General features: G+C 60.0%; 24 protein-coding genes. 11 read left to right on the top strand and 13 right to left on the bottom strand.

What is annotated here, in order from left to right:
- Positions 1-50: 50 nt before the first annotated feature.
- From V8689_RS16965 to V8689_RS16955, 3 genes are all read left to right on the top strand, one after another.
- On the top strand, positions 51-404 hold the full coding sequence (locus tag V8689_RS16965) for a hypothetical protein (RefSeq protein ID WP_056787826.1): 354 nt from the start codon (positions 51-53) through the stop codon (positions 402-404).
- Between the two features lie 137 nt (positions 405-541).
- The gene (locus tag V8689_RS16960) at positions 542-697 is read left to right on the top strand and encodes a hypothetical protein (RefSeq protein ID WP_155717238.1); all 156 of its coding nucleotides are present in this window, start codon (positions 542-544) and stop codon (positions 695-697) included.
- 12 nt (positions 698-709) lie between these two features.
- Positions 710-2,104, top strand: a complete 1,395-nt coding sequence (locus V8689_RS16955; protein ID WP_056787823.1) for an FAD/NAD(P)-binding protein — start codon at positions 710-712, stop codon at positions 2,102-2,104.
- A gap of 144 nt (positions 2,105-2,248) precedes the next feature.
- Here the strand turns inward: V8689_RS16955 and V8689_RS16950 are convergent, their stop codons facing one another.
- From V8689_RS16950 to V8689_RS16935, 4 genes are read right to left on the bottom strand one after another with little or no spacing between them, the layout of a single operon-like run.
- Entirely contained in the window at positions 2,249-3,511 is a 1,263-nt protein-coding gene (locus tag V8689_RS16950) for an efflux RND transporter periplasmic adaptor subunit (protein ID WP_056787820.1), read from the bottom strand.
- Entirely contained in the window at positions 3,501-4,979 is a 1,479-nt protein-coding gene (locus V8689_RS16945) for a TolC family protein (protein WP_056787817.1), read from the bottom strand. The genes V8689_RS16950 and V8689_RS16945 overlap by 11 nt, the downstream gene beginning before the upstream one ends.
- Positions 4,972-6,171 carry an ABC transporter permease gene (locus tag V8689_RS16940; RefSeq protein ID WP_056787814.1) on the bottom strand — a complete coding sequence of 400 codons (1,200 nt, stop codon included), beginning with the start codon at positions 6,169-6,171 and terminating at the stop codon, positions 4,972-4,974. The genes V8689_RS16945 and V8689_RS16940 overlap by 8 nt, the downstream gene beginning before the upstream one ends.
- Complete coding sequence (locus V8689_RS16935) at positions 6,168-6,875, bottom strand: ABC transporter ATP-binding protein (protein WP_056787811.1); 708 nt, start codon at positions 6,873-6,875, stop codon at positions 6,168-6,170. The genes V8689_RS16940 and V8689_RS16935 overlap by 4 nt, the downstream gene beginning before the upstream one ends.
- A 356-nt stretch (positions 6,876-7,231) precedes the next feature.
- Here V8689_RS16935 and V8689_RS16930 point away from each other — a divergent pair, with 356 nt between their 5' ends.
- Both V8689_RS16930 and V8689_RS16925 read left to right on the top strand, forming a co-directional pair.
- On the top strand, positions 7,232-7,963 hold the full coding sequence (locus V8689_RS16930; RefSeq protein ID WP_032880606.1) for a TetR/AcrR family transcriptional regulator: 732 nt from the start codon (positions 7,232-7,234) through the stop codon (positions 7,961-7,963).
- Between the two features lie 427 nt (positions 7,964-8,390).
- Entirely contained in the window at positions 8,391-12,437 is a 4,047-nt protein-coding gene (locus tag V8689_RS16925) for a YncE family protein (RefSeq protein ID WP_434520574.1), read from the top strand.
- A gap of 74 nt (positions 12,438-12,511) precedes the next feature.
- On the opposite strand, the gene V8689_RS16920 is transcribed toward V8689_RS16925, so the two are convergent.
- On the bottom strand, positions 12,512-13,573 hold the full coding sequence (locus tag V8689_RS16920) for an FUSC family protein (protein WP_056783640.1): 1,062 nt from the start codon (positions 13,571-13,573) through the stop codon (positions 12,512-12,514).
- Between the two features lie 163 nt (positions 13,574-13,736).
- Complete coding sequence (locus tag V8689_RS16915; protein ID WP_056783643.1) at positions 13,737-15,353, bottom strand: NADP-dependent glyceraldehyde-3-phosphate dehydrogenase; 1,617 nt, start codon at positions 15,351-15,353, stop codon at positions 13,737-13,739.
- A gap of 138 nt (positions 15,354-15,491) precedes the next feature.
- Between V8689_RS16915 and V8689_RS16910 the strand changes: the two genes are divergently transcribed.
- Positions 15,492-16,370, top strand: coding sequence for a Dyp-type peroxidase (locus V8689_RS16910; protein ID WP_056783646.1), 879 nt, complete (start codon positions 15,492-15,494; stop codon positions 16,368-16,370).
- Between the two features lie 121 nt (positions 16,371-16,491).
- Here the strand turns inward: V8689_RS16910 and V8689_RS16905 are convergent, their stop codons facing one another.
- Positions 16,492-17,226 carry a carbonic anhydrase gene (locus V8689_RS16905; RefSeq protein ID WP_056783650.1) on the bottom strand — a complete coding sequence of 245 codons (735 nt, stop codon included), beginning with the start codon at positions 17,224-17,226 and terminating at the stop codon, positions 16,492-16,494.
- 190 nt (positions 17,227-17,416) lie between these two features.
- Between V8689_RS16905 and V8689_RS16900 the strand changes: the two genes are divergently transcribed.
- The gene (locus V8689_RS16900) at positions 17,417-18,565 is read left to right on the top strand and encodes an MFS transporter (protein WP_056783651.1); all 1,149 of its coding nucleotides are present in this window, start codon (positions 17,417-17,419) and stop codon (positions 18,563-18,565) included.
- On the opposite strand, the gene V8689_RS16895 is transcribed toward V8689_RS16900, so the two are convergent.
- Positions 18,562-19,083, bottom strand: coding sequence for a DUF3087 family protein (locus tag V8689_RS16895; protein ID WP_056783654.1), 522 nt, complete (start codon positions 19,081-19,083; stop codon positions 18,562-18,564). The two genes, V8689_RS16900 and V8689_RS16895, sit on opposite strands and share 4 nt — an antisense overlap.
- A gap of 114 nt (positions 19,084-19,197) precedes the next feature.
- On the opposite strand from V8689_RS16895, the gene V8689_RS16890 reads away from it, so the two are divergent.
- The gene (locus V8689_RS16890; RefSeq protein WP_003192131.1) at positions 19,198-19,377 is read left to right on the top strand and encodes a hypothetical protein; all 180 of its coding nucleotides are present in this window, start codon (positions 19,198-19,200) and stop codon (positions 19,375-19,377) included.
- Positions 19,378-19,389: 12 nt separating this feature from the next.
- Positions 19,390-19,590: a DUF6021 family protein gene (locus V8689_RS16885; protein ID WP_032896653.1), complete on the top strand. Its 201-nt coding sequence runs from the start codon at positions 19,390-19,392 to the stop codon at positions 19,588-19,590.
- Positions 19,591-19,620: 30 nt separating this feature from the next.
- Here the strand turns inward: V8689_RS16885 and V8689_RS16880 are convergent, their stop codons facing one another.
- Positions 19,621-19,857 carry a DUF6555 family protein gene (locus tag V8689_RS16880; protein ID WP_003192128.1) on the bottom strand — a complete coding sequence of 79 codons (237 nt, stop codon included), beginning with the start codon at positions 19,855-19,857 and terminating at the stop codon, positions 19,621-19,623.
- A 120-nt stretch (positions 19,858-19,977) separates the two neighbouring features.
- Here V8689_RS16880 and V8689_RS16875 point away from each other — a divergent pair, with 120 nt between their 5' ends.
- Positions 19,978-20,811 carry an arylamine N-acetyltransferase family protein gene (locus tag V8689_RS16875; protein WP_056783656.1) on the top strand — a complete coding sequence of 278 codons (834 nt, stop codon included), beginning with the start codon at positions 19,978-19,980 and terminating at the stop codon, positions 20,809-20,811.
- Positions 20,812-20,936: 125 nt separating this feature from the next.
- Positions 20,937-21,689, top strand: a complete 753-nt coding sequence (locus V8689_RS16870) for an outer membrane beta-barrel protein (protein ID WP_056783659.1) — start codon at positions 20,937-20,939, stop codon at positions 21,687-21,689.
- 61 nt (positions 21,690-21,750) lie between these two features.
- Here V8689_RS16870 and V8689_RS16865 read toward each other — a convergent pair whose 3' ends face one another.
- From V8689_RS16865 to nuoM, 4 genes are all read right to left on the bottom strand, one after another.
- Positions 21,751-22,065 (bottom strand): helix-turn-helix domain-containing protein, encoded by a 315-nt coding sequence (locus V8689_RS16865; RefSeq protein WP_032896658.1) that lies wholly within the window; start codon positions 22,063-22,065, stop codon positions 21,751-21,753.
- Positions 22,055-22,405 carry a toxin gene (locus V8689_RS16860; RefSeq protein ID WP_003192123.1) on the bottom strand — a complete coding sequence of 117 codons (351 nt, stop codon included), beginning with the start codon at positions 22,403-22,405 and terminating at the stop codon, positions 22,055-22,057. Before V8689_RS16860 ends, V8689_RS16865 begins: the two co-directional genes overlap by 11 nt.
- A gap of 237 nt (positions 22,406-22,642) precedes the next feature.
- Positions 22,643-24,106 (bottom strand): NADH-quinone oxidoreductase subunit NuoN, encoded by a 1,464-nt coding sequence (gene nuoN, locus V8689_RS16855; RefSeq protein ID WP_003192122.1) that lies wholly within the window; start codon positions 24,104-24,106, stop codon positions 22,643-22,645.
- 7 nt (positions 24,107-24,113) lie between these two features.
- Complete coding sequence (nuoM, locus tag V8689_RS16850; protein ID WP_014718913.1) at positions 24,114-25,646, bottom strand: NADH-quinone oxidoreductase subunit M; 1,533 nt, start codon at positions 25,644-25,646, stop codon at positions 24,114-24,116.
- Between the last annotated feature and the right edge of the window lie 20 nt (positions 25,647-25,666).

Raw genomic sequence — 25,666 nt, 5'->3', positions numbered from 1 at the left:
TGCCGAATAAACAATGGGGTGGCTTTCATCTTGTTATGGAGAGCACGCTAATGGAATCAAAATACCTAGCAAAGAATCAACTGTTTCCAGCTCCTAATATCACACCGTCTCACGGCGAAACTGTGAAATATCCCGAGGTGACCGGACGTCAAGGTCGGATCGTTATTGCACGGTATCCAGGGCTGGCTCTAGGGCAGAGGCTATACTGGCAGGTGGAGGGAAATGGAACTGAGTTCTCAGTCATTGAGATTGAGCACTTGGAGCCCGAATACCAAGCTGTTTTGAGGTTTGATGTGGTATTCCAGGAAGAGTTCGTCGTGGCCAGTTATTGGGTGACGGACGCTGACGGGAACGAAATTGGCTCTTCCGAAAGTCGTAAGTATACAGTGCTGGATCGACCGTAAGTTATCGATCTCTTATTGGTTAAGCGTCAATACTCAGGGTGGCCACCTTGAGTATTGACGGGGTGTGAGATAGAAAAAGCCACTGTTGTAGCTCACCCTCAATACCCTGCCTTTATGATCCAATCTGCGATTTGCAGGTGAACGTCCTGATCACCGAGCAGAACATCAATGTCGCACTCAACTATGCATCCCTGGGTTACTTGCTGGATACTGGGCGGGCGGTCCCGAGCGGCAGGGCTGCGCAGTTGTTGACGCGCAGCGATGTGCATGACGTTTACCTGGGCAGGCAGTAAGGGCGAGCAGGCATGAATGAATCCACCCCGAACGCTGATGTACTGATCATCGGCGGCGGCCTGAGCGGTACGATGCTGGCCGTGCAACTGCTGCGCCTGCGGGGTACGCGGCGCATCCTGGTGATTGAACCGCGTGCTGAACTGGGGCGTGGCGAGGCCTACAGCGCGGTCGAATTGGGCCATACGCTGAACGGCAATGCCGCACGCATGAGCGTTGACCCAGACAATGCCGACGACCTCACTCAGTGGCTCACCGACTACATCAGCGCCGGGGGATGGCCCGAGTCGCATCAACACTACGTGCCCATCAGCGAGCTGTTCCCGCCGCGTGGGATTTTTGGCCTGTACGCCCAACAGCGCTTGGCGCAAGCCAAGGCGCGGTCCACATCGACCGTCGAGCATATCCGTGCCGAAGCCGTGGACCTTCAAGTCGATGCAACCTCAGCGTTATTGACTCTCGATACTGGCGAGCAACTGCGCGGCGCCTGTGCGGTATTGGCCACCGGCATGTTCCCCGCGGCACGCACCCCGCAAACCGAATCCACGGGTTTAAACGCCGCTGCGCTGGATCCTTGGGATGTACGCGCAATGACCCAATTGGACCCCCAATCGACGGTGCTGATCATCGGCTCGGGCCTGACCATGGTCGATGCCGTGGTCTCCCTGGAACAGGCCGGGCATCGTGGGCCTGTCGAGGTTTTTTCGCGCCATGGCTTGTTGCCCCATGTACGCCGGCAACCGCCGAGTTGGGACGACTTCCTCGCCGCCGACCACCGCCTGAGCAGCCCCCGACAATTGCTGCGTGAGGTGCGACGCCAGTGCCAGCTCGCGTTGGGGCAAGGCATCGATTGGCAGGCACCGCTGGACACGGTGCGCGTGCATATAGCACGCCTGTGGAGCCAGGCCACTGAGGCTCAGAAACGCCAGTTTGTGCGGCATGTGCGCCCCTGGTGGGAAAGCCACCATCACCGTTCGCCGCCAATGAGTGCGCAATTGGTGGAGCGCTTGCAGGAGGAAGGGCGGCTGCGGATTCATGCGGCGTCGTTCATGGGCTTGATGCCGTCGCAAGAGGGGGTTGCCATTGCGGTGCGCCTGCGTGGCGAGGATCTGATCACCGAGATTAGGGGTGCTGCGCTGATCAATTCCAGCGGCATCGAATACGACTGGCGCCGGGTGGCCCGGCCTTTGCCGCAGCAATTGCTCAAGCGCGGGTTGGTCCAGCCTGGGCCGTTGGCGCTGGGGATTGCGGCGGATGCAACAGGGGCGGTGCTGGATGCTCGCGGCCAGGTCAGCCAGCGACTGTTCGCCATGGGGCCGCCGTTGCGGGGGATGTGGTGGGAAAGTACGGCGGTGACCGATGTGGCGCTGCAGGCCAAGGCACTGGCCGCCAGGCTTACAACTATCTAACGGATGCCACAGGGCCAGATGTAGGAGCTGGCTTGCCTGCGAAGAGCCTGAGGGCACCGCGTTTGTTCAGGAAACACGCGTTATCGTTGACGTTTTTCGCGAGCAAGCTCGCTCCTACAGTTAGGGCACACCCGGGATCGAGTGTCAGTGACTGACTTCCCCGACCCTCACAAACCCCGCCTCTAGCCCAAACACCTCAACCCCCTGGGGCGTCGATTGCCCCGTGGTCACGTTTACCCGCTGCACCGGCTGATCCATCGCCGCCCGATACGCCACCGTCATGTCCGCCTGGATCGCCTGGCTGGGAATCACGATCGCTTGGTCATTGTTGTAGGTGACGATAGTCAAGCGAGCACTCATGCCCAGGCGCACCCGCTGCAACTGTTGCGGTGTCAGCTTTGGGATCGACAAGGTCACCGGAAACTGCGCGCTGCCCTGGCTGTCGCTGGCGATGGCCAAGCCGCTGACCACGCTGACCGAACCCGTCAGCCGCTCGCCGTCAAAGCCATCGCCCATCACTTCAACGGCCTGGCCCTGACGTAACTGGTTGATATCCAGCTCTGAGACCTTGGCGACGATTTTCAACTGTTCGATATTGGCCAGGCCGAACAGCACCTGGCCCTGGCTGACCTTGCTGCCGGCCTGTACCGGCGCGCTGTTATTGCCGCCAGCTTGAGCCGTGTTGGTGCTGCCGGGGGCCGGTACCACGATGCCGGAGAAGGGCGCCTTGACCTCCTTGCCTTCGAGCAGTTTCTGCAGGGCTTCGTACTTCACCGTGGCATTGGTCAGCTCCATTTCGGCGATCTGCCGGTATTCGCCCTGGCCTTGGTCCAGGGCTTGTTGCAGCTCACTGCGCGCCGCCGCCAGGTCCAGTTGCTGCTGTTGAGTCTGTTGCTTGAGGTCGTCCAGTTCGTTGCGCGGGATGATGCCGCGCTTGAACAGGTTTTCGCTCTCGGTGAGTTTGCGTTGGGTGTTGCCCGCGGTCATTTCAGCGGTGCGTAAACTGCGACGGGCACGGCTGACGGTGGGGCTGCTGCCCCAGTCCTGCATTTCCTGCACGGTGCGCCGGGCTTTGAGTTGCGCGGAGAGGGCGTCGCGCAGTTGCACTTCCAGCGTCGCCGGGTCCATGCGCAACAGGACCTGGCCGGCCTCGACGCGCTGGCCTTGTTCGACCAGGTTGGCCAGCACATTGCCGTCGAACGGTGCCGTCAGGGTGACGGTGGTCTGCGGCTCGATCTTGCCCACCAGGCCGATCTGGTGCACCAGCGGGTCGGGCTTCACGGCCAGCCACTGCTCGGCCGTGCTCGCAGGCTCGGCGCCGCCGCGTTGGCTGAGCAGGCTGACTGCCGCCCCGGCCAACAGCAGGGCCAAGGCAATGGCCAGCAGGGATTTTTTATTAGTAGTCATTGAGGGCGATTTCCCAACTTTCCAGCGTCATGCCCAGGGTCAGATCGAGCTGGGTCTGGGCGTTCAAATAAGCGATCAGCGCATTGAGCTGGGCATTTTCGGCGTTGCGCAGGTCGGTCTCGAAGCTCAGCACCTGGAAGTTGGTGGAGCGCCCGGCGCTGAGTTTTTCCCGCTCGATCTCGATCTTGCGCCGCGACAACTCCACGGCGCGCTTGGATATTTCATATTGGCGCCAGCGGGTGCCAAGGTCACGCACCACATTGTTGACGTTGCGCTCCAGTTCCTGGCGAGCGTCGGTAATGCGGATTTCCTGGTCCTCCACATTTACCCGCGCACGTACTTCGGCCTGGCGTGTGCTGATATCGCCGATGGGGATCTGCACTTGCACCCCGGCGTAACTGTCCCAGGTGCGGTTATTGTTATGGCCGTCGTCGTTATTGGTGGCGGCGCGTATCTGGTTGGCGCCGGCCACCAGGTCCACCTGCCAGCGCCCGGAATCCTTGGCGATCACCAGGTTGAGGTCGGCCTGCTGGCTGCCGAGCAGGGCGGCGAGGTATTCCGGCTGCTGGTTTTGCGCGAGGTTGAAGGCCTGGCGTTTGTCGATCTCCATGGGGCTGGCTTCCAGGGCCTCGGTGGCGCGCACCGGTGTCGACAGGTCCAGGGCCAGCAGGCGCAGCAAGGCCAGGCGGCTGGTGTCGAGTTGGTTGCGGGCTTCTTCCACGCCTAGTTGTTGGGTGGCGATATCGGCCTCGGTCTGCACGATCTCGAACTCGGCCATGCGCCCGGCGCTGATCAGCGCCTTGTTCACCTCCAGCAAGGTCGTGGAGCGCTTGAGGGCTTCCTGCACGATCACCAGTTGTTCCTGGGCGCGCAGCAATTCGCGGTAGGTGGCGATGATCTGGCTGATGGTCTGCGCCACGGTGGCCTTGAGGTTCAGGCGGTTGGCCTGCTCGGCCAGGCGCGACAGGCGCAGCGGTGCGGTGGTGGCATCCCAGCCGGCGCCGCGCATCAGCGGTTGGATGATCGCCAGGTCCAGGCCGTCGCTGCGGTAGCGGCCGGCGCGGTTGGCGTTGTTCAACTGCTGTGTCCAGGCCATGCTCAAGCGTGTGCCGTATTCACCCAGCAGGCTGCTGGTGGGCGCGACGTTGGCGTTGCGCGCGTTGTCCTGGGAGCCGCGGGTGCTGCGGTAATAGCTGTTGAGGGTGAGCTTGGGGTTGAACACGTCTTCGGCCACGCGCAGGTCGAACTTCTGCGCCACCCGTTGCAGGTAGGCGCTGCGGATCGCCGGGTTATTGCGCAGGCCCAGGTACACCGCGTCGCCCAGGGTCATGGTGGTGGCCTGGGCATTGAGCGAGACGCTGCGCTCGTAGCCGCTGCGGGTGGTGCTCGGTGCCTGGGGGTTGATGACCACGTCGGCGGCCATGCCCGGCAGGCTGATCAACATCAGCAGTAGCAGGTACTTATTCATCGCGCAGGGCCTCGACCGGCTGCAAGCGTGAGGCCGACACCGCCGGGTAAATGCCAAAGAACAAACCCACCAGCAACGTGCTGCCCACGCCCAGGGGCAGGGCAGCTACTGCCAGGGCAAAGGCCCAGCCCGACAGCCACGCATACAGCCAGGCAGCGGTCATGCCCAGCACCGCGCCGCACAGTGCACCTACGGCGGTGAGGGTGACCGCTTCGAGCAAAAACAGGTTGCGGATGTCCCGCTGGCGCGCGCCCAGGGCCATGCGAATGCCAATCTCGCGACGGCGTTCCGAGACGTTCATCAGCATCACGTTCATCACCCCGACACCGCCGCCCACCAGGGAGATCGCGCCGAGGGCCAGCAGCAGATAGGCAAAGGTGCGGCTTTGGCGGGTCATGCCATCGATCATTTGCTGGGGCACCGTGATGTCGACGTCATGGTCGGTGAGTTGGGGCTGCAGCGCGGCGGCGGTGTCCCGGGCGATACGTTCCATGTCTTGCCCTGGCGCTGCGCGAATGATCAGGTTGTTGATCTGCGGGGTGGCGTAGATGCGGCGCATGCCCTCGGCGGGGATAAACAACGATTCGTTGGCTTGCACCGGCATCAGCATGGCCCGGGGTTGGTTGTGCAGAATGCCCACCACCAGAAACAGGTAGTCGTTGATACGCACACGGTCGCCCAGTTGCAGCGGGTCGCCCGGCGCGCCGAGGGCCTGGGCGAGTTGGTCGCCGATCACCCCGTAGGTTTCGTTGGCATCGAAGGGTGACAGGAAGCGCCCCTCACGCAGCGCCAGGCGCATGGCGTCTTGGATCCCCGCAGTACTGCCGACAAAGCTGGCATTGGTGGTGCGCCCATGAAACACGATGGGCCCGCTGAACAGGCTGAGCGCGCCAATATGGGCAATGCCTGGCACTGCCTGGCGCACCGCATCTAGGTCCAGCTGGGTGGGCATCGGTACGTTGCTGGCGCCCTTGGGCGGGAACTGGGCGATGAGGGTGTCGGTGCCCATGTCCTTGAAAATCATCGCCGCATCTACCGCCGCGTTGTGGCCGATATTGATCAGCGCCACCACGGAGGAGCTGCCGATGACGATCCCCAGGAGCGCCAGGATCGAACGCTTGCCCAGGGTACGCAGGCTGATAAAAGCTTCGTGCAGCAACTGGCTGAGGCTCTGCTCGACCCGCAGGCTCATGGGCGCTCGGCCTCATGCACCACGCCGTTGCGCACCAGGATCTTGCGCTCCAGGCGCTCGGCAATGTGGGGGTCGTGGGTGACGATGATCAGCGTCACCTGTTGTTCACGGTTGAGGTTCAACAGCAGGTCCATGATCTCTTGGGCGGTGGTGCTGTCGAGGTTGCCGGTGGGTTCGTCGGCCAGAATCACCGAGGGGTTGCCAACCAGGGCGCGGGCAATGGCCACGCGCTGGCGCTGGCCGCCGGAGAGGTCGGCAGGGCGGTGATGGGCGCGTTCGCCGAGGCCGACCTGTGCGAGCATGCGCTGGGCATGTTCCACCGATTCATGCCGCGACACGCCGCGATAACTCAAGGGCAGCGCGACGTTGTCCAGGGCACTCAGGCGGGGCAGCAGGTTGAAGCTCTGGAACACGAAACCGATCTGCTGGTTACGGATCGCCGCCAGCTCATCGGGGGTGGCGTTGAAAATATCGTGGCCGGCAAAGTGGTATTGGCCGCAGTTGGGCAGGTCCAGCAGGCCGAGGATATTAAGCAGGGTGCTTTTGCCGGAACCAGAGGCACCGAGGATGCCGCAGCTGTCCCCGCTGGCGATGGACAGGCACACATCATTGAGAATGCTCAACTCTTGCCCGGCGAGCTGATAGCGCTTGCCGATGCCTTGCAGTGAAATCAAACCTGGGTGCGCGGGGGTCTGTGTCATCATGACTACGCCTGCAGTCTCGACGGTACGGTCTTGCTCCCGGAAACCCTTTGTAACAAGTTCGGAAGCTGCCTGTACGCGTTACGGACTGGTTTTATTTCTTGTTTTTAAAATATTGTTTGAATAGTAACTGCCTTCCTCACGCTTCGCCAGCCGCGGAGGTAGAGCGGTTTTACCGGTTGAAACGATTTTCTCGCTGGGTGTCAGAGGCAGTTAAAAAACCTTCGATTTGCCCCAAAAGCCCGAATATACGGGCTTTGCAAGATATGGCGGAGTGTCACTACTTGCTTTCGACGGGCCGCCCCGGTATAAAAAAATCAAATTATTTTTTAAAACAATATTTCCGCCGTGGAACCCATATGGTCGCGAAGAAACTCAGCGCTCCAAACGTTACCAAGACTCGACTGCTGGATGCGACAGAGGCTCTTTTCATCAAGTACGGCTATGACGCCGTGTTGCTACGGCAGATAACCGAACGCGCCCAGGTCAACCTGGCAGCGGTGAACTACCACTTCGGGGACAAGGACTCCCTGATGAAAACCCTGCTGATGCAACGCCTGGAGCCCCTCAACGAGCAGCGCCTGGAACTGCTGGCGCGCTGTGAAGCTGAATCCGACGGCCCACTGGATTGCGACACGCTCCTGGGCGTGCTGTTTGCCCCGGCCATGGGCCTGGAGCGCAGCGACCCGGCCAGCGGGGAAGGGCGCTCGTTCATCCGCTTCCTGGGCCGGGTCTACAGCGACACTTCGCCGTTCATCCAGGAATACCTCAAGGTGCATTACCAACCGGTGTTCCAGCGTTTCTTCGAAGCCTTCGCCCTGGCCTTGCCGGATCTGCCGCGCAATGAACTGGGGGTGCGCCTGCAATTTGCCCTCAAGGCCATTTCCGGGGTGATGGCCGGCACCGAACTGCGCCTGCTGATGAACTCCATGAGCCTGGGCCGCCCGGCCACGGATGCCGAGGTGATGGCCAAGCTGATCACGCTGGTGTCGGCAGCGATTCGGGTGCCGCAGCAGAGTGCCGAGGCTGAAACGGCGTTGGCCAAGGTGCTGGAGACCCAGCGCGCCATTCGCGAACAAGCCACACGCTGAAACCCATCCCCAACCCCCTGTAGGAGCGAGCTTGCTCGCGAATAACGTAATGACACCGCGGTTAACCAGAATGCCCGCGTTATCGTTGACGTTCTTCGCGAGCAAGCTCGCTCCTACAGGATGAGGCCGTTTCCTGACCAAAAAGCAGGCAAAAAAAAGCCCGCTGGGGCGGCGGGCTTGATATGCAACGTTTGTAACGGATGAGGCTTCACACTACGTCTCGGCTTGTGAATAAAACGTGAAAAATATGTAAGAAAAGGTGTGAATGTGCGGGCATTGTATTAACGGCGCTTTCACTCGACCCACTATACCATTTGTCGCCACTGTCAATTCTCACAGCTAGACGCGGCTTCCCTCACCGCTGTTTGATCTTCCTGGCCCCCACGCATAATTTCCTGTGCGTGTCCTTCAGCCAGGAGAACACTTCATGTCTGGTTACCCTCTTGATCCAGGCAGTGCTAGCGACCGGTCTATCACTGACGACGCTTCGTCCCCGGTCGCCTGCCTGCCTCGCCAGAGAGAATCCATTGCCGCCGGCCCACAACGCGTGGAGGACCTGGACCATCCTTACTCGGCCTATCCGCATATACCTCTTCGGCATGTGCCCGGTGAGGTTGCGGTCTATGGCTTGGGCATCCGGCATGTGCGCCCTTACGCGCTCTATTCCTTTGAGAAGTGGGCCACTTTTAGTTCCAATGACTACTTCGCCATCTACTTTGACGATTTGGTTTACGCGGCCGCTGACGATGTCGTTGAGGATACCACCCTGGTTCGCCAGAACCTGGCCATTCCCGAGGAGCGTATGCCCGAGGGTGAGGTGGTGACCTATGGTCGAGTACGGCGGGCAGGCAGCGGCAACGAAAGCACATCCCCCCCGCAGATTATTCTGATCAAGACCACCCGGCCGGGTGGCACCGATACCGACCCGGGAAGCCCATGGCATACCGGGCTGGAGATGGAAGTCGAAGGGTTACCAGAAGGCGCTACCCTGCAGTGGAAAGATGTCGGGCCAGGCCTCGATTGCCTGATTTACCCGTACGAACACATCCGCAAGAACGATGTGATCGAATTGTCCTGGGATGGCATTTTTGTTGAGCATACCGTGACTCCCGATGAAGCGGACGGAGCGGGGCCGATCCGCGTGTTTGTGGATAAATCGATCATCGCGCAGGGCGGGCAACGGGGCATATTGACCCTGCGTTTTCGTGTGCGGGATGTGGTGGAGAATTTCTCCGGCGAAAAATATCAGTACTCCAAACCCTATTTCCTCAAAGCCGAACTAGACCCCAACCTGTTGGACGCGCCGATTTTTCTCGTGGATGACAAAGAGCTTGATCCCATCACGCAACAGATCGACTTCGACACCCAGAGCGGCTCGACCTTCGAACTCATCGCTCTGACAGAACGGCAGTTTCCAGCGCCTAAACCCGAGTATGAGATCACCGTTTCCTTGCTTTGCACGCGAGACGACGGCACCAGCGAGACTATCCTGTTGGGACCTGTGCCTGATTTGAACCGAGGGTTTACCTATATTCCTATTGATAACAAGCTCATTGAGCCGCTGGTGGGGGGCTCAATTCGGGCATCATTTATCTGGGAAACCGATGCGCCGCTACCGCGCGAGTCCGGTAGCATCACGATTACCGTGGTTGGCACCAAGGTTTCAATGCCTGTGCCCAGCGTCAGCCCTATCGAGTTGGGTTTGATTCCCGTAGGCGAGGACATCACGGTCACCATCCCGGCTTACGAGCCGCATAACCCCGGCTGGCTGGAAACGTTGTACATCACCCATGTACCGCCGGGAGGGGGGAGCCCAACTATCTTTCGTACAGAACAATTTGCAGGTTCGCAAGGTGGCACCTACACGGTCAAGGCCGCTGAGTTAGAGCAATTCAACGGGCGGGGTCCAATCCAGATTCATTACACCACCAATGACGGCGCCGCCCATATCCTGGGAGGCGGCGCGTTGGCGGTTCGTTCATCGGCGATACTCGGGGCGCAAGTCGGTGAGCGCACCGCCGACATGCCGGCGCCACGCTTGCAAGGCGCTATGGGTAACAACGTGGACCCGGCTGACGTGCCTGGCAAAGATGTGCTGGTGACCTTTACCTACTTGGGAACACAAAACGGCGACACGCTTCACTGGTCGTGCATTGGCTCGAGTCTTGACGGTTCGGCCGATGGCACTATCGAGATCAATAACGCAACCGCCGGCAAAGAGTTGCCCTATCCGGTCAGCCGCGACATTCTTGATAAAAACCTTAACGGTAGCCTGCGCATTTCCTACAGTCTGGAGCGCACTGGCCCGCCGAAAGTCGTGCTGCGTTCAGAAGTACTGATGCTCACCGTGGGCAAAGGTGTGGAGTTGGACCGGCCGATCATCGAGGGCGCCTCCACCTCTCCCGATGAACTCAACCCGTTGGCGGCAATAAGCGGCACACGGGTAATCGTGAAATTCCGGCCGATGTTGGCCAGTGACTTTATTACCGTGGACTGGATCACTGCCGATCATCACGGTAGCTTCGCAGATAATGTCGCGGGCGACCCAAGTACTCATGAAGTCAGCGTGTGGATCGATGCTCGCACCATCGCCCGCGGGATCCGTGAGGGCGGCAACACCATCAATGTGCAATATCACTTCCATCGCGGCACGTTACCGTACGAGTCCGTGATCGTGCCCCTGTGGCTGCTGCCGCTGACAGGGTTGCCGACGCCGACTATCGAAGGTATCAGCGGGCCAATTCTGGACTTTTCACAACTGAGCCCCACCGCGCGGACCTACATCCCAGTGTGGAGCTTCATCCATGCCGAGCAATTGATGTGGATGACGTACGAAAGCAAAGGCGTTGTGTTTGAAGACACCTATACCGCCAACGAGGTCACGAACGACGGCGTGTTGAAGGGTATCAACCCGCCCACCCCCGTGGATAAGATCAAGCTGCTGGAGGACGGTGCGGATTTGACAATCAAGTTCTGGGTCAGCCTGGCGGAACGCTCTGACAAGAACACCGCCGTGCTGTTCGGTGTCCGCCATTACACCATTCAGGCCTTGCCGGGAATATTGCCCCATCCGTTTATCAATGGCACCACCGATACCGGGCCAAGTGTGACGGTGGACCCGCTGCCGATTGAACACAATACGACGGTGACCGTCCGCTACACCGGTATGAGTGGTCAAGACCGCATCACGCTGGAATGGATTTTTGCCGACGGAACTCACCATACGGCGGTCGAGAATGGATTGGATGGAGGCACGGTGGCATTCAACCTGACTGAGAGTAAAGTCTTGCATCGCAGTGTGAACAGTACGGTGTGCTTGAAGTATTCGGTGGTGCGGCCGGGTGTGGCGGACCCGATTCCGTCACAGGTGCAGACGGTGAGGGTCACTACCATTCCTGCTGCCAGTTTGCCGCAGCCACGGATCAATGATGTTGTTCCTGGCGGTACGCTGGACCTGAACGCTTTTGCCGGTAATGGGTTGGCTTCTTTGACTAAATGGGCCTTAAGCGCAAAGGATCAACGTATATGGATAAGCTGCAGCAGTGCGGGAGTTGCTCCCCTTCATGTGCTCACGGCGGAGGGTGCACTGATCACATCAACAGAGGCTGCCAATGGGCTTGTGAACAAAGCGGTACAACGTGGCTGGCTGACCGGGTTGGCGGATAAAGCGAACATCATTGTAAGCGCCGAGGTGGAGTTCAATGGTAGCGAGAGTAAGGATAATGCGGTCGCGTTTCCGACAACCAATTACACGATAACAAGCTTAATTGCCACTCCAGTAACGCTGACGGTTCATGATTCCAAAGGACAACTCTACAACAATGGCACCACGTACGATAGCAGTGTGTGGCTACTAGGCAAAGCCGCCGCCAATCAACAAGTAAGGATCTATGAGAACGGTAGTTTTCTGATTGACCGTCCTGTGAATTCAAATGGTGATTGGAGCTATTCCCGCAGTCTTACCCAGGTTCGTACCTATGGGTATAGAGCTATGGGGTTATACGGTACTCAGCCGTCTTCAGCCACCACAACGATTGAACGCCTCAGTAAGCTCAATATTTCTTGGGACTTTAACGATAACACACTTCAAGGCTGGACGATTCAAGGGCCTTATGTGGGGGATTATGGCGTTAGAAATGGTGTGGTCGAATGTTTCACTAATCAAAATAGAAACTATAACGATACGATTATGACCCAACTTGTTTCAATTCGAGGTGGTCAAACGTACGATGTAGGGTTTTCTGTTCGTGCCAGAGGGGGGGGTGGATCCTTCGGTTCAATAATAGATTTGCGTGTAAATGGCCAGCCGATTGGTGGCGGTGTCGATACGGCGGGACAGATGACATGGAAAAACGGCACTGGGGTCTACTCCCGCTCGTTTGGTGGCGTTGTTGTTCTTAGTTTATATAATCATGTAAGTAGTGGCGATGGTAACGACTTTGATATCGATAATATCTGGATTAGAGAACGTTAATTTCGTGTAATTAAAACTCATGAAAAGTGGACGGGTCTACTTCACAGGTGGATCCGCCCCCGATTCTTATAACCTCAAATATTCCAGTGCGATGAATGCTTGGCTAGCCGTCCGCGCATCGCATCCACATTCGCCGCCAATTGCACTGTCAACAACCGATACCCATCTAGCGCACTGTACACTGGAGCATCCAGCATCGGTTTACTGCCATCCATATGACCGGTGCGCTCCAACCGCTCCGTCACCCCCGACTTCAACGCCCGCGCCATCCCCACCAGTTGCACCCGAATCTGCCGATGCTCGGCCTTCAACATCACCTGCATTCTTGCCGTGGCTTGCTCATCGCGCGGGTCCGGTCGGGTATTGCCCAGAATCTCCAAAGTGCTGATGCACATACGCAGGTGCCGCTGGATCGCATCCAGTTCAGTCATGGAAATCCGCACTTCCTTGGACACCGAAGGCATCAACGAACGCAGCTGCACCATGGCCCCGTTCAAGCGGTTGAGCAGCTTGAGGTGTTCGTCGTCGGTTACCGATTGGCCATTGATGATCCGGCTATAAATCTGCGCGCAGTCACGCAGAGCGCTGGCCAGGTTGTAGCGCCACGAATACACGGCGTACAACGGCAAGGCAAAGGAAAACGCCAGGGCCAGCACGATGCCGATCAGGATGTCGACGGTGCGCCACAGGCCATCGGAGATCGGGTTGTCGCCGTGGCCGGCGACGATAAATACCGTGATCGCCGACAGCAGCGCGATGTAACCGCCCTTGCCGATGGCGTGATAGGAAAAGAACCCACATACCACTGACATCAACAGGTAGGTGAGCAACGGCAGGCCGAAGTAAGCCTGTTGCACCACCAGCAGCAAGCCGACGCTGGCGCCGATCAAGGTGCCGTAGGCGCGCTCGACGGCTTTCTTGCCGATATTGCCGTGGTGCTGCAGCCCGCCGATGACGATCAGCATGGTCACCGAGGCCCACTCACCGTGGGGCAGGTTGAGGCCGGTGGTCAGCAGGATGGTTGCCAGCAAACCCACTGATACGCGCGCGGCGTGGATCAGCTTGGCATGGCGAAAGCGGCGGTAGGGGTCGAGCAAAGGGCGCAGCAGGCGCCGGGCAAAGAAGGGCAGGTTCATCAGTATTAAAGTGGCCTCGATTATCTGAGTGCGCGCGATCAAATGTGGGAGCTGGCTTGCCTGCGATAGCATCACCGCGACCTGACTGAAAGACCGAGGTGCCGGCATCGCAGGCAAGCCATCTCCCACACTGACCTGTCTGCACATTGGAACGGGGGTGATTTTAGAAGATGTAATCGGTGGTCAGGAAACTCGAATCGCGATTGCGCAAAATGTCGCTGACCAACGCCTTGTTACTCTCCTGAAACTTGGTCGCCACCAAGGTGCGGATCGAGAACACGCGCAAGGCGTCATGTACCGACAGCGTGCCCTCGGCCGAGTTCTTGCGCCCATTGAAGGGGAAGGTGTCCGGGCCACGCTGGCATTGGGCGTTGATGTTGATGCGGCCCACCTGGTTGGCGAAGGTGTCCACCAGGCGTCCGACTTCCACGGGGTCGGTGCCGAAGAGGCTCAACTGCTGGCCGAAATCCGAGTCCAGTACGTAGTCGATCACGGTGTCCAGGTCACGGTAGGGCACGATCGGCACCACCGGGCCGAATTGCTCTTCGTGGTAGACGCGCATCTGTGGGTTCACCGGGTACAGCACCGCCGGGTAGAAGAACGAACCACGGCTGCTGCCGCCCTCGGGGTTCATCACTTTGGCGCCATGGCGCGCCGCGTCGGCCACCAGTTCATTGAGGTAATCGACCTTGCCCACTTCCGGCAGTGGCGTCAGCGCTACGCCGTCTTCCCAGGGCATGCCGGGCTTGAGCGTCGCCAGCTTGGTGTTGAATTTCTCGATAAAGCGCTCGACCACGTCTTCATGCACGAACAGGATTTTCAACGCGGTGCAACGCTGGCCGTTGAACGACAGCGAGCCGGTGACGGCTTCGTTCACTGCATTGTCCAGATCCACTTCGGGCAGCACGATGCCGGGGTTTTTGGCATCCAGCCCCAGTGCAGCGCGCAAACGGTGCGGCTTGGGGTGCAGCTTTTTCAAATCACTGGCGGCCTTGTTGGTGCCGATAAACGCAAAGATATCGATCTTGCCGCTGGCCATCAACGCGCTCACGGTCTCGCGACCGCTGCCGTAGATGACGTTGATCACCCCGGCCGGGAAGCTGTCGCGGAAGGCTTCCAGCAAGGGGCGGATCAACAGCACACCCAGCTTGGCCGGCTTGAACACCACGGTATTGCCCATGATCAACGCTGGGATCAGCGTGGTGAAGGTCTCGTTCAAAGGGTAGTTGTAAGGCCCCATGCACAACGCCACGCCCAGGGGCACGCGGCGGATCTGGCCGAGGGTGTCCTGCTCCAGCTCAAAGCGGCTGCTGCGCCGGTCGAGTTCCTTGAGGGCATTGATGGTGTCGGTGATGTAGTCGCAAGTGCGGTCGAATTCTTTCTGCGAGTCTTTGAGGTTTTTGCCGATCTCCCACATCAGCAGCTTGACCACCGCATCGCGCTGTTCGCGCATGCGCCGCAGGAACGCCTCGACGTGCTGGATACGCTCAACCACGCGCATCGTCGGCCATGCACCCTGGCCACGGTCGTAGGCGCGCACGGCAGCATCCAGGGCGGTGAGGGCGGTGTCGGCATCCAGCAGCGGCGTGCTGCCGATGTGCACGCGCTCGTCACCCAGTTGCACCGGGCTTTGCACGCGGGCAAGCGGGCCGTTCCACACCTGCAACTGGCCATCGACCAGGTATTCACGTTGCTCAATGGGCGCCGCCAGGCGAAATTGCTCGGGAATCTGCGCGGTGGAGGTGGGAAACAGCTGGGCGAGCAGGTTGCTGGTGGTCATGTCGCTACCCCTGGAATAGTTGCAAAACATGACTAGAGAGTCACCCAACAAGCGGCTCTAACGCAAGGCTTGCGCGCATTCTTGTTCGCAGCGCGGTGTCCGCCGGGTAAACTGCGCGGCTTTTCAGAAGGAGTTCACATGAGTCAGTACCAGCCGGGCATTCTTGCCGCACCGGTGCCTTTGCAGGCCCGCCATCTGTTTTTTGCCCTCGACTCGCTGCAAGCCGTGCCCGCTGCGCTGGACGCACTGGTGCAGTTGACGGATGCGGCGGCTGTGGTGGGTTTCGGTGAGCCGCTGGTAAAGGCGTTGGGTGCCCAGATCCCAGGGCTGCGCTCATTCCCGGCCGTCAGCGGCCCTGGCGCTCAAAACCCGTCGACTCAACAGGCGCTGTGGGTATGGCTGCATGGGGTGGATCGCGGTGAGTTGCTGCTGCGCAGCCGGGCCGTGGAAAAAGCCCTGGCCCCGGCGTTTCGCCTGGTGCAGTCGACTGAAGGCTTCCGCTACAAGACCGGTTTTGACCTGACCGACTACGAAGACGGCACCGAAAACCCTCACGACGATGCCGCTGTGGAAGCCGCGCTGACCGACAGCGGCGCCAGCTTCGCGGCGATCCAGCAATGGCAGCACGACCTTGACGGGTTCGCCGCGTTGCCTGCCCAGGAGCGTGACCACATCATTGGCCGCCGCCATGGCGATAACGAAGAGCTCGACGATGCCCCCGAGTCGGCCCATACCAAGCGTACCGCCCAGGAAAGCTTCACACCGGAAGCCTTCGTGGTGCGCCGCTCCATGCCCTGGGCCGAAAATGGCCAGGCGGGGTTGATGTTCCTCGCGTTTGGTCATTCATTCGATGCATTCGAAGCGCAGCTGCGACGCATGAGTGGGTTGGAAGATGGGATTGTCGATGGCCTGTATCGCATCAGCAAGCCGTTGACGGGGGGCTATTACTGGTGCCCGCCGCTGAAGGACGGGCGCCTGGACCTGGGCGTGGTTTTTGAGACGCGCCGCTTGCCTTGAGCGATCATTGCCCCCTGTAGGAGCGAGCTTGCTCGCGAAAAACGCAATGACACCGCGGTTAACCAGAATGCCCGCGTTATCGTTGACGTTCTTCGCGAGCAAGCTCGCTCCTACAGAAAGCCTAGCGGAGCATTTTCACCTTGCCGCTGTGCAGCTTGTACACGCCGCCCACTATCAGCAGTTTTCCCGCCGCGACCGCATCGGCCAGCAGGCTTGATTCAGCCATGAGCCGCGCCATGGTGTCGGTGACATTTTGTGCAATGGCGTTTTCCAGCAGGTCGCCGGGCGCTTTCAATACCTTGTTCACCGAGGGTTTGAAAGTATCGGCCAAGCCCTGGATCTTGCCCGGGAAGCGGGCGTTATCCTTGACGGCCTTGACCCCCGCCGCGACGGCGCCACACATGTCGTGCCCCAATACCATGATCAGGGGCGTGCCCAATACCGCCACCGCGTATTCGAGGCTGGCGAGCCCGTTATCGGTGACGAAATTGCCCGCGACCCGTACCGCGAAGAGGTCGCCAAGGGCAGTGTCGAACGTGTACTCAGGGGCGATCCGCGAATCGGCGCAGCTCAATACCGCGACGAACGGATTTTGCCCGTTCACCAACAATTCGCGTTCGTGCATGAAGTTGTGACGGCTGGTTACACCGTTGGTATAGCGTTGGTTGCCCTCCATCAACCGCTGCAAGGCAAGCTGCGGGCTGAGGTCGTTGGCGGGCTTGGGGCGCTCTGCCGGCGCCGGTGTTGCGTACGCGAGTGAGGGCAGCGCCCCGGCTAGTAGCGTTGCGCCTGTACTGACGGCAGCCAGGCGCAGGAAGTTTCGACGGTCTTTGAGGTGAGCTGGGCGGTCGCACATGGGCAAGGTTCTCAGGCGGGTTTGAGAGCACTAGGGTGCGAACGACGTACCGAAAGAGATGTAAGGAATATCCGTTTTTTTGGCTTGCCCGGTGGACGCAGAGCCCGATCCACATAAGACTCAGCCCTTGTAAAACAGGCCTGGGGAAGGCTAGTGTGGCGGCCTGAATATTTCTGAATGTTTCAGTTTTATGTCCAGCCTTGCCCAACGCACCGCCAATACCACCTCGCGCCGCGCGGCACTGACGCTCGGGTTTTGCCTGCCCAGTGATGTGTTGCTGTACCTGCTGCTGCCAATGGAGTCCGAGGCGTTCGGCATCACGCTGGCCCAGGCCGGCGTATTGTTGGCGGCTAACCGTCTGGTACGCATCTTCGGTTACCGGCATGTACTGAATTTTTATGCACGCAACGGCGACCGCCTGACCTGCACGCTCGCCGCCGGCGCGGCAGCGCTGTGCGCACTGGGTAACTCGGTGCTGTCGGGCTTCGCTGCGCTGCTGGGCTTGCGGCTGGTGTGGGGCCTGTGTTTTGCCGCGTTGAACCTGTCGACCCAGGTACTGGCGACCTCTGAACCTGAGGGGGCGGCGCGCAGGGCGGGGCGCTCACGGGCATTGATCGCCTTTGGGCCGATGCTGGCCCTGCCTCTGGGCGGGTTGCTGACGTTATGGGCCGGGCCGCGCCCGATCTTCCTGATTCTCGCCGTCTGCTGCCTGGTGGGGGTATGGATCTCCCGTGGTTTACCCACCGCCGGTCATGACTTGCACAGCACCCCGGGGCGTCGCTTCAAGTGGCCGGACACAGTGGCACTGTGGTCGTTTATCGAAGGTGTCGCCCTGGATGGCTTGTTTATCTTTGGCCTGTCGATCCAGGCGCAGAAAATCATGGGCGGGGATGCGGTGCTGATCGCCGGGGGCTTGATGGGCCTGCGCTACCTGTCGGAATTGCTCCTGAGCCCCTTGGGCGGGCGTGCGGCCCAGCGTTTTGGCGCCACGTCGATGCTGTTGTGGTTTTCGTTCCTGAGCGCCCTGGCCCTGGCTGCGTTCGGCAGCCATTGGGTGATCGTCGGCGCGGCAGCGGTGTTGGTGCTGCGTGCCCTGCAATTGCCCTTGGTGACCACCCTGGTGGCGGAGCGCAACCCCGGCACCCTGCGCGTGTCTGCCTTGGCGTCCAACGCCGTATGGCGCGATATCGGTGCCGGCCTCGGGCCGCTGCTGGCGGGCCTGTTGCTGCCTGTGGCCTCCGCGCCCTGGGTGTTTGGCCTGGCGGGTGCGGCGATTGCCGTGAGCGCAGTGTTTTGCTGGCGGGCCAGATTGCCCACTGACGTGTCCCTGGGGCGTTAAGCGCTTTTCAGGCTGTCCAGCCAGGCTGGGTCCAGCCGGGTTTGTGCGATATCAATGCCCAGCGCCTGCATCTTTGCCTTGTGGGCCTCGATCTCGCCCACCAGTTGCGCCTGGGCGCTGGAGTTGGCGTCCAGTTCGTGCATCTGAATCAGCCCCAGGTGATAGAAGCGCAACAGCTTGATGGCTGACGGGTCGTTGGCCTGCACCCGCTCGCTGACCTTGTGCATCACATTGGTCACGCTCATCAGGCTGCGCTTGAGCTGCCAGCCATACACCGCCGACGCCATCCAGGGTTGGGTCCAGAACGGGCCACGTACCAGCGCGACGGTGATCAACACGCCGGCAAAGACGCCGCCGACGTTGAAGCGAAAATTATCACCGCCAGGCTCACCGAACAGCATCACCGCCAGGCTCGACAGCAGCATGGCCAAGGCCAGGAACAGCACCGCGACGATCAGCGTGCTGCGGCGGGTCTGTTGGCGATAGGTGGCGGGGTCGCAGGGTTTGAGCTCGAACATCCGGGGCAGGTCTCCAGAAAGGGCGCTCATCTTCTCATGCCTGGCGCAATGAAGTTGAACGATGGCTGCGGGCGATTTCTCTAAAACGGTGAACCCTTCATGAGGTCAGCCATCATGCCCGACTATAAACAGCCACCGCCTGGTACACCCGACCCGCACCGCACCCCCGGTGAAGAGGAGCGCGACAATGATGCATTGCGCCCCAATGATCCGAAAGAACGAGGCCCGGACGACGATGTGCAGCGCGCCGAAGAAGACCTGGAAAACCTCCACGACAAAGCCCGCCCGCTTTAACAGGAGAACCTGATGAACAAGCGTACCGATGGCCCCCATTCCAACGAACATGCCAGTGGCAAGGATGAACTGGGCTTCGACCCGGACTCGCCGGACGTGGCCGACCCGCAGGTCGATCCAATCGGCCCGGCTATTGCGCCGCTGGACAAAAAGGACGAGGAGACAGCGAAAAAAAAGCCGCCCTACGATCCGTTGGGCGACTTGAAGCAGTGAACCGAGCCCCGCCTATGTGCGGGGCTTTGTTTATCTGGGCGGGGACCAGCTGACGTCGCTGATGCCGTATTTTTCCGCCCAGGGCCGGGTGGTCTTTTTCACCTGCTCGTGACCCACGCGGCCGATGCGGCTGACATGGGCAATGTCGGCATCGACGGCCGCCCAATGCCAGGCCTCGGCGTTGTTCATCACCTCGGCGCGCACCACGAAAGACTTGGGTTTACCGTGTAGCTGATAGTGGACGGTGTAGATTTTTGCGGTACTCATGTTGCCTCCCAATCTTGTTATAGATGGATAGGCCGGCGCTCCAAAAGGTTCATTCAAAATGACAACGCACACAGAGGCGCGGCATAGTGACGCTCTCGCCCTGCGCCCAAGGATCGCGCCATGCACACACTCGCCAATAGCCGCCTGTACCTGCAACGCCTGGGCTATGCCTCGCCACCGCCGCCCACCCTGCAAACCCTGCGGGACCTGCAACTGCGCCATGTGTGCACCTTCGCCTTTGAAAGCCTCTCGACCCTGATGCATGCACCGGTGCCGATCGACCTGCCCAGCGTCGAGCGTAAGGTGCTGCATGAGGGGCGTGGCGGCTATTGCTACGAGTTGAACCAGCTGTTCTTGGCCCTGTTGCTGGAACTGGGCTTTGAGGCCCGTGGCATCACCGGGCGCGTGGTGATCGGCGGCCCACCGGACGCCCACACCGGGCGAACCCATCGCTTGAGCCTGGTGACCCTCGACGGCGTGCGCTATATCACCGATGTCGGTTTTGGCGGCATGGTGCCCAGCAGTCCGTTGCAACTGGATACCGACGCGCCCCAGGTCACCGCTCATGAGCCTTATCGACTGACGCTCAATCAAGGCAGCTACACACTATGGGCCCAGGTGGGCGAGGAGTGGCGCGGCCTGTACGTGTTCGACCTGCAAACCCAGGCCGACATCGACTATGAAATCGGCAACTGGTACGTCTCCACGCACCCTGGCTCACCGTTCGTAGGGCAGTTGAAAGCCGCGCTGCTTGCGCCCGGTAAACGTCATACCTTGGCCAACGCCCGCTATGCCCTTCATTATCTGGATCGACCGAGCGAAAAGCGCACGCTGGAGAGTGTCGATGAGTTACTGGAACTGTTGCGCGACACCTTCGGCATTCGGCTGCCGGAGCAGCCTCAACTTCACGAAGCCGTTGAACACCTGATTCGCATGAATCCTGAAGAGTCTTGAGATAGAGCCTTCGCTGAATCGTTTTTCCTCCATTTTGGTGCAAATCCGTTCGAACTTTTTGCAAAAGCCAAGGTTCGAACCGATTCCTGAATATTTTGCCCACCTTAAAATGGAGATGTAAAACGATGTCCAAACTATTCGGAAAATTCCTCAAGAACACCTCGTTGCTGGCCCTGGTGGCTGCGCCTGGCGTGGTGTTCGCAGCACCTTCCACTGACCCGATTTCCACCTTCGGGATCATGGGCAGCTACAACGACTTCAAACTTGAAGGCGGTAGCGAAAGCGACAAAGACCACATGCCCGAAGCCGGCCTGTTCTACAACTTCGGCAATAAGCTCACCGCCGAGTCGGGCTTTATCTACCAGGCCGGTATCGAAGCCAAGTACGGCGAAAAAAGCGATAACAAACTCAAGGAAGGCCAGGCCGACCTCGACCTCGGCTGGCGTGCCGCGCTGGATGCGCGCAATTTTGTCGACGTGATCGTGGGTGGTGGCTATAGCTGGACCCGCTACGAGCCGGACACCAATGGCTACGACATGAAGCTCACCAACAAGTCGCCGTTTGCCAAGGCCGCTTTGGGCTACAACCACCAGTTCGATGACATGACCCTGCGCGTTGAAGCCGGCGCCCGCCACACCATCGACGGCCGCGCCAAGCTCAAGGTCGACGGCGTCGGCAGCGACACTGTCGACCTCAAGGACCGCACCAACCCTTACGCCGAAGTCAGCCTGCTGATGAACCAGAAGGGCGACCTGCCAGTGATGGCGGGCCTGTACTACACCCGTACCGAGTACAAGCTCGATAACGATTCCTATGTGGCCGACAACACCAAGCTCAAGCGTGATGAGTATGGTTTCAAGGTGGGTATCACGTTCTAACACTGTTTACGCTGTAAAAACGCCCCGAATGCTCGGGGCGTTTTTTTGCGGCTATTGCCGGTCAGCCCAATGCGGCAAGTTGCGCCACGGTTTCCGGAAAGCGCGCCACCAGTCGTATCAACGTGACAGCCTGCGCATTCGGCTTGGCCCGGCCTTGCTCCCAGTTCTCCAAGGTGCGGGTGTTGGTGCGCAGGTACATGGCGAATACCGAGCGGGACAGGTTGAGTTGCTGGCGTACGGCGATTACCTCCTCAGCGCGCAGTGGCGCCAGCTTGTTGAGGTGCGCTTTGTGGGTGCGCAGGGTGATTTTGCCCTGGCGTTCATCAGCCAGGGCGTCGAAGCCTTCGACCAGTTCGGAAAAGATTTCACGTTTCATGGTGTGTTCTCGCTTTGATTTCCCTGTCCAGCATGTGTTTAAGGGCTTTCTTGTGTTGGGGTGTCAGGTCGTTCTGTTCGTGTTTGCCGTACAAAGTGAATAACCAGAATTGCGTACCGCCTGACCACCAGTAGTAAATGACCCGCAGGCCCCCGCGCTTGCCTTTGTTTCGTCGCTCATCGACGAAGCGAACCTTTCTCAACCCGCCCGTTCCTTCGATCACGTCTCCCGCTTCTGGATTTTTCATCAACTCCTGCTGAAAACCGTGAAAAAGCTCATCGCTCAGATAGTCCCTGCGATGCCGTTCGAATGCCGGCAGTTCGATAAATAGAGCATCCATGTTCTGTACGTAGCCTGCGTATAGTTTGGTGGCCCACTCGCTATGGGTCAAGCGCCCAAGCTGTGGGAACTTTCTTAAAACGCAAACACCTTAAGGGCGCATCCAGCGGGGAAGATGCCAGATTAGGAGGCAGATTGAAGAGGAAATTTCAGCGAGTAGGGAAGGGAAAAGCCAGGCTACAGAAACGCAAAACGGCGCCCAAAGGCGCCGTTCTGTTTACTGCATCAACCTAAGCGATCAAACGCCCAGCACCGCGTGCTGCACCAAGGTGAGCAACGGTTGTGGGTACACGCCCAGGAAAAATGCGAGCAGGGCGATAGCCAGCAGCATCACGCCACCGGCTTTCTGTTCCCAGTGCAGCTCGGCATCCACACGGCGCAGGTTTGGCTCGATCAGGTACAGGGTGACCATCACGCGCAGGTAGTAGAACACGCCGATGGCGCTGCCCAGTACCAACGAGGCGACCAGCCACCATTCGTGGGCCTCAACACCGGTCGCGACGATGTAGAACTTACCGATAAAGCCCGCCGTCAGCGGAATACCGGCCAGGGACAGCATCATCACGGTGAGTACGGCGGTCAGGTACGGACGACGCCAGAACAGGCCGCGGTATTCGTACAGCGCGTCGGCGTCACGGCCTTTGTACGGCGACGACATCAAGGTGATGACGCCGAACGCACCCAGGCTTGTGATCACGTAGGTGACCAGGTACACGCCGATGGCTTCCACGGCCAGGCCTTTGCTCGCCACCAGGGCGATCAGCAGGTAGCCGAAGTGGGCGATGGACGAATAACCCAGCAGACGCTTGAGGTTGTTCTGGGTCAGGGCCAGCAGGTTACCGAACAGGATCGACGCGATGGCGATCACGGTCAGTACGTTGCTCAGCACGCCGGTGTTGGCGGCGGGGGAGATCTGGAACAGACGCACCATCACCGCAAACACCGCCACTTTCGATGCAGTGGCCAGGAACGCGGCCACCGGCGCCGGGGCGCCTTCGTACACGTCTGGGGTCCACAGGTGGAACGGCACCAGCGACAGCTTGAACGCCAGGCCGATCAGCATCATCGCCAGTCCCAGTTGGGCAATCGGCGCCGGGCTGTTGGTGGCGGCCAGGGCGTGGCCGATACCGGTGAAGCTCAGGCTGCCGGCTTCGGCGTAGAGCAGGGCCATACCAAACAACAGGAACGCGGAACCGGCAGCCGACAGCACCATGTACTTGATGCCGGCTTCCAGGGAGCGCTTGTTGAAGAAGGCGTAGGCCACCAGGCCGTAGGTCGGGATCGACAGCAGTTCCAGGCCGATGAACAGGCCCGCCAGGTGCTGCGCGCTGACCAGCACGATACCGCCGGCCGCAGCCAGCAGGATCAGCAGGTACAGCTCTTCCTTGTTGCCCGGGTAGCCGGTGCCGCCTTCGCCGAGGTAGGCGTGGGCGAGGGTGACGCAGGCCAGGGTCGCCACCAGAATCAGGGCGATGTACAGCAACGCGAAGTCATCGACCATCATCAATGGCGTGACCGCCAGTGGCGCGACCTTGAGGGCCGGGATGATCGACAGCAGGGCCAGGTTCAACCCGGCGCAGGACAGCAGGAACGTTTGCGAGTGATTGCGGCGCCAGGCGATTGCCAGCATCACCACCACGATGGTGAGGCTGGTAATCAGCAGCGGCGCAAGCGCGATAAAGTGTTGGATCGTGAATTCCATAGCGCTCTTACCGGGCCGAAGCGAGTTGGGAGAAGGCGGTGCCGAACCACTGCTGCACGCCATGCATCGTTGCGGCAGAAGTGTCCAGGAACGGTTGCGGGTACACGCCGATGAAAATCAGCAGCACCGCAAGGCCGAGCACCATGATCAGTTCGCGCGCGTCCATGCCTTGCAGGACGGTGTCGGACTTGGCCGGGCCGAAATAGGCGCGGTGGATCATGATCAGCGAGTAGACCGAACCGAACACCAGGCCGGACGTGGCGATGGCGCTGATCCACGGTGTCTGCACAAAGGCACCCATCAGGATCAGGAACTCGCCGATGAAGTTACCGGTACCCGGCAAGCCCAGCGACGCGGCGGCAAAGAACAGGCTGATGGCCGGCAGGTACGCGATGCGCGACCACACGCCACCCATTTCACGCATGTCACGGGTGTGCAGGCGCTCGTACAACTGGCCACTCAGGATAAAGAGGGCAGCGGCCGAAACACCGTGGGCCAACATCTGGATCACCGCGCCCTGCAGCGCCAGTTGGCTGCCGGAGTAGATGCCGATCAGTACGAAACCCATGTGGGAAACGGACGAGAAGGCAATCAGACGCTTGATGTCGGTTTGCGCGAAGGCCAGGAACGCGCCGTAGAAGATCCCGATCAGACCCAGGGTCATGGCGATCGGCGCGAACTCGGCCGAGGCATTCGGGAACAGCGGCAGGGCGAAACGCAGCAGGCCGTAGGCAGCGGTCTTCAACAGGATACCGGCCAGGTCCACGGAGCCGGCAGTCGGCGCCTGGGCGTGGGCGTCAGGCAACCAGGAGTGGAACGGCACCACCGGCAGCTTCACCGCGAAGGCGATGAAGAAGCCCAGCATCAGCACGTACTCGGTGGTCAGCGACATCTTGGTTTTCAACAGGTCGGCGTAGTTGAAGGTAATCACGCCGGTGTTGTTGAAGTTGACCAGTACCAGGCCCAGGATCGCCACCAACATGATCAGGCCGGAAGCCTGGGTGAAGATGAAGAACTTGGTCGCCGCGTAGATCCGGGTTTTCTTGCCGTCCGAAGAACTGTGACCCCAGAGCGCGATGAGGAAGTACATCGGCACCAGCATCATTTCCCAGAAGAAGAAGAACATGAACAGGTCCAGCGCGAGGAACACGCCGACAACACCGCCCAGGATCCACATCAGGTTCAGGTGGAAGAAGCCCACGTGACGCTGGATCTCTTTCCAGGAGCAGAGTACCGAGAGGATACCCAGCAGGCCGGTCAGCAGGATCATCAACAGTGACAGGCCGTCGAGGGCCAGGTGCACGTTGATGCCGAAGCGCTGGATCCACACGTGCTTGAATTCAAGCGCGAAGGTGGGGTCGACACCCGGTGCCGGAGCGAATGAATAGTCACCATGGGCCCACAGCCAGAGGCCGAGCGCGAGTTCCAAGGACATGGTTAGCAACGCAATCCAGCGGGGGAGGGTGGCGCCGAAGCGTTCACCCATCCAGCAGAGCAGGCCGCCGATAAAGGGGATCAGGATTAGCCAGGGCAGAATCATGACGGGCTCGTTTCCTTTCG

Source organism: Pseudomonas sp. AK181, assembly GCF_051122975.1.
Classification (GTDB): domain Bacteria; phylum Pseudomonadota; class Gammaproteobacteria; order Pseudomonadales; family Pseudomonadaceae; genus Aquipseudomonas; species Aquipseudomonas lactis.
The sequence above is the reverse complement of the archived record's forward strand: the minus strand, read 5'-3'. Positions and strand labels throughout refer to the sequence as shown.

Coding starts and splice junctions, on each gene's coding strand:
- V8689_RS16965 (WP_056787826.1), top strand. CDS start 51: ATGGAATCAAAATACCTAGCAAAGAATCAACTGTTTCCAGCTCCTAAT.
- V8689_RS16955 (WP_056787823.1), top strand. CDS start 710: ATGAATGAATCCACCCCGAACGCTGATGTACTGATCATCGGCGGCGGC.
- V8689_RS16950 (WP_056787820.1), bottom strand. CDS start 3,511: ATGACTACTAATAAAAAATCCCTGCTGGCCATTGCCTTGGCCCTGCTG.
- V8689_RS16945 (WP_056787817.1), bottom strand. CDS start 4,979: ATGAATAAGTACCTGCTACTGCTGATGTTGATCAGCCTGCCGGGCATG.
- V8689_RS16940 (WP_056787814.1), bottom strand. CDS start 6,171: ATGAGCCTGCGGGTCGAGCAGAGCCTCAGCCAGTTGCTGCACGAAGCT.
- V8689_RS16935 (WP_056787811.1), bottom strand. CDS start 6,875: ATGATGACACAGACCCCCGCGCACCCAGGTTTGATTTCACTGCAAGGC.
- V8689_RS16930 (WP_032880606.1), top strand. CDS start 7,232: ATGGTCGCGAAGAAACTCAGCGCTCCAAACGTTACCAAGACTCGACTG.
- V8689_RS16925 (WP_434520574.1), top strand. CDS start 8,391: ATGTCTGGTTACCCTCTTGATCCAGGCAGTGCTAGCGACCGGTCTATC.
- V8689_RS16920 (WP_056783640.1), bottom strand. CDS start 13,573: ATGAACCTGCCCTTCTTTGCCCGGCGCCTGCTGCGCCCTTTGCTCGAC.
- V8689_RS16915 (WP_056783643.1), bottom strand. CDS start 15,353: ATGACCACCAGCAACCTGCTCGCCCAGCTGTTTCCCACCTCCACCGCG.
- V8689_RS16910 (WP_056783646.1), top strand. CDS start 15,492: ATGAGTCAGTACCAGCCGGGCATTCTTGCCGCACCGGTGCCTTTGCAG.
- V8689_RS16905 (WP_056783650.1), bottom strand. CDS start 17,226: ATGTGCGACCGCCCAGCTCACCTCAAAGACCGTCGAAACTTCCTGCGC.
- V8689_RS16900 (WP_056783651.1), top strand. CDS start 17,417: ATGTCCAGCCTTGCCCAACGCACCGCCAATACCACCTCGCGCCGCGCG.
- V8689_RS16895 (WP_056783654.1), bottom strand. CDS start 19,083: ATGTTCGAGCTCAAACCCTGCGACCCCGCCACCTATCGCCAACAGACC.
- V8689_RS16890 (WP_003192131.1), top strand. CDS start 19,198: ATGCCCGACTATAAACAGCCACCGCCTGGTACACCCGACCCGCACCGC.
- V8689_RS16885 (WP_032896653.1), top strand. CDS start 19,390: ATGAACAAGCGTACCGATGGCCCCCATTCCAACGAACATGCCAGTGGC.
- V8689_RS16880 (WP_003192128.1), bottom strand. CDS start 19,857: ATGAGTACCGCAAAAATCTACACCGTCCACTATCAGCTACACGGTAAA.
- V8689_RS16875 (WP_056783656.1), top strand. CDS start 19,978: ATGCACACACTCGCCAATAGCCGCCTGTACCTGCAACGCCTGGGCTAT.
- V8689_RS16870 (WP_056783659.1), top strand. CDS start 20,937: ATGTCCAAACTATTCGGAAAATTCCTCAAGAACACCTCGTTGCTGGCC.
- V8689_RS16865 (WP_032896658.1), bottom strand. CDS start 22,065: ATGAAACGTGAAATCTTTTCCGAACTGGTCGAAGGCTTCGACGCCCTG.
- V8689_RS16860 (WP_003192123.1), bottom strand. CDS start 22,405: ATGGATGCTCTATTTATCGAACTGCCGGCATTCGAACGGCATCGCAGG.
- nuoN (WP_003192122.1), bottom strand. CDS start 24,106: ATGGAATTCACGATCCAACACTTTATCGCGCTTGCGCCGCTGCTGATT.
- nuoM (WP_014718913.1), bottom strand. CDS start 25,646: ATGATTCTGCCCTGGCTAATCCTGATCCCCTTTATCGGCGGCCTGCTC.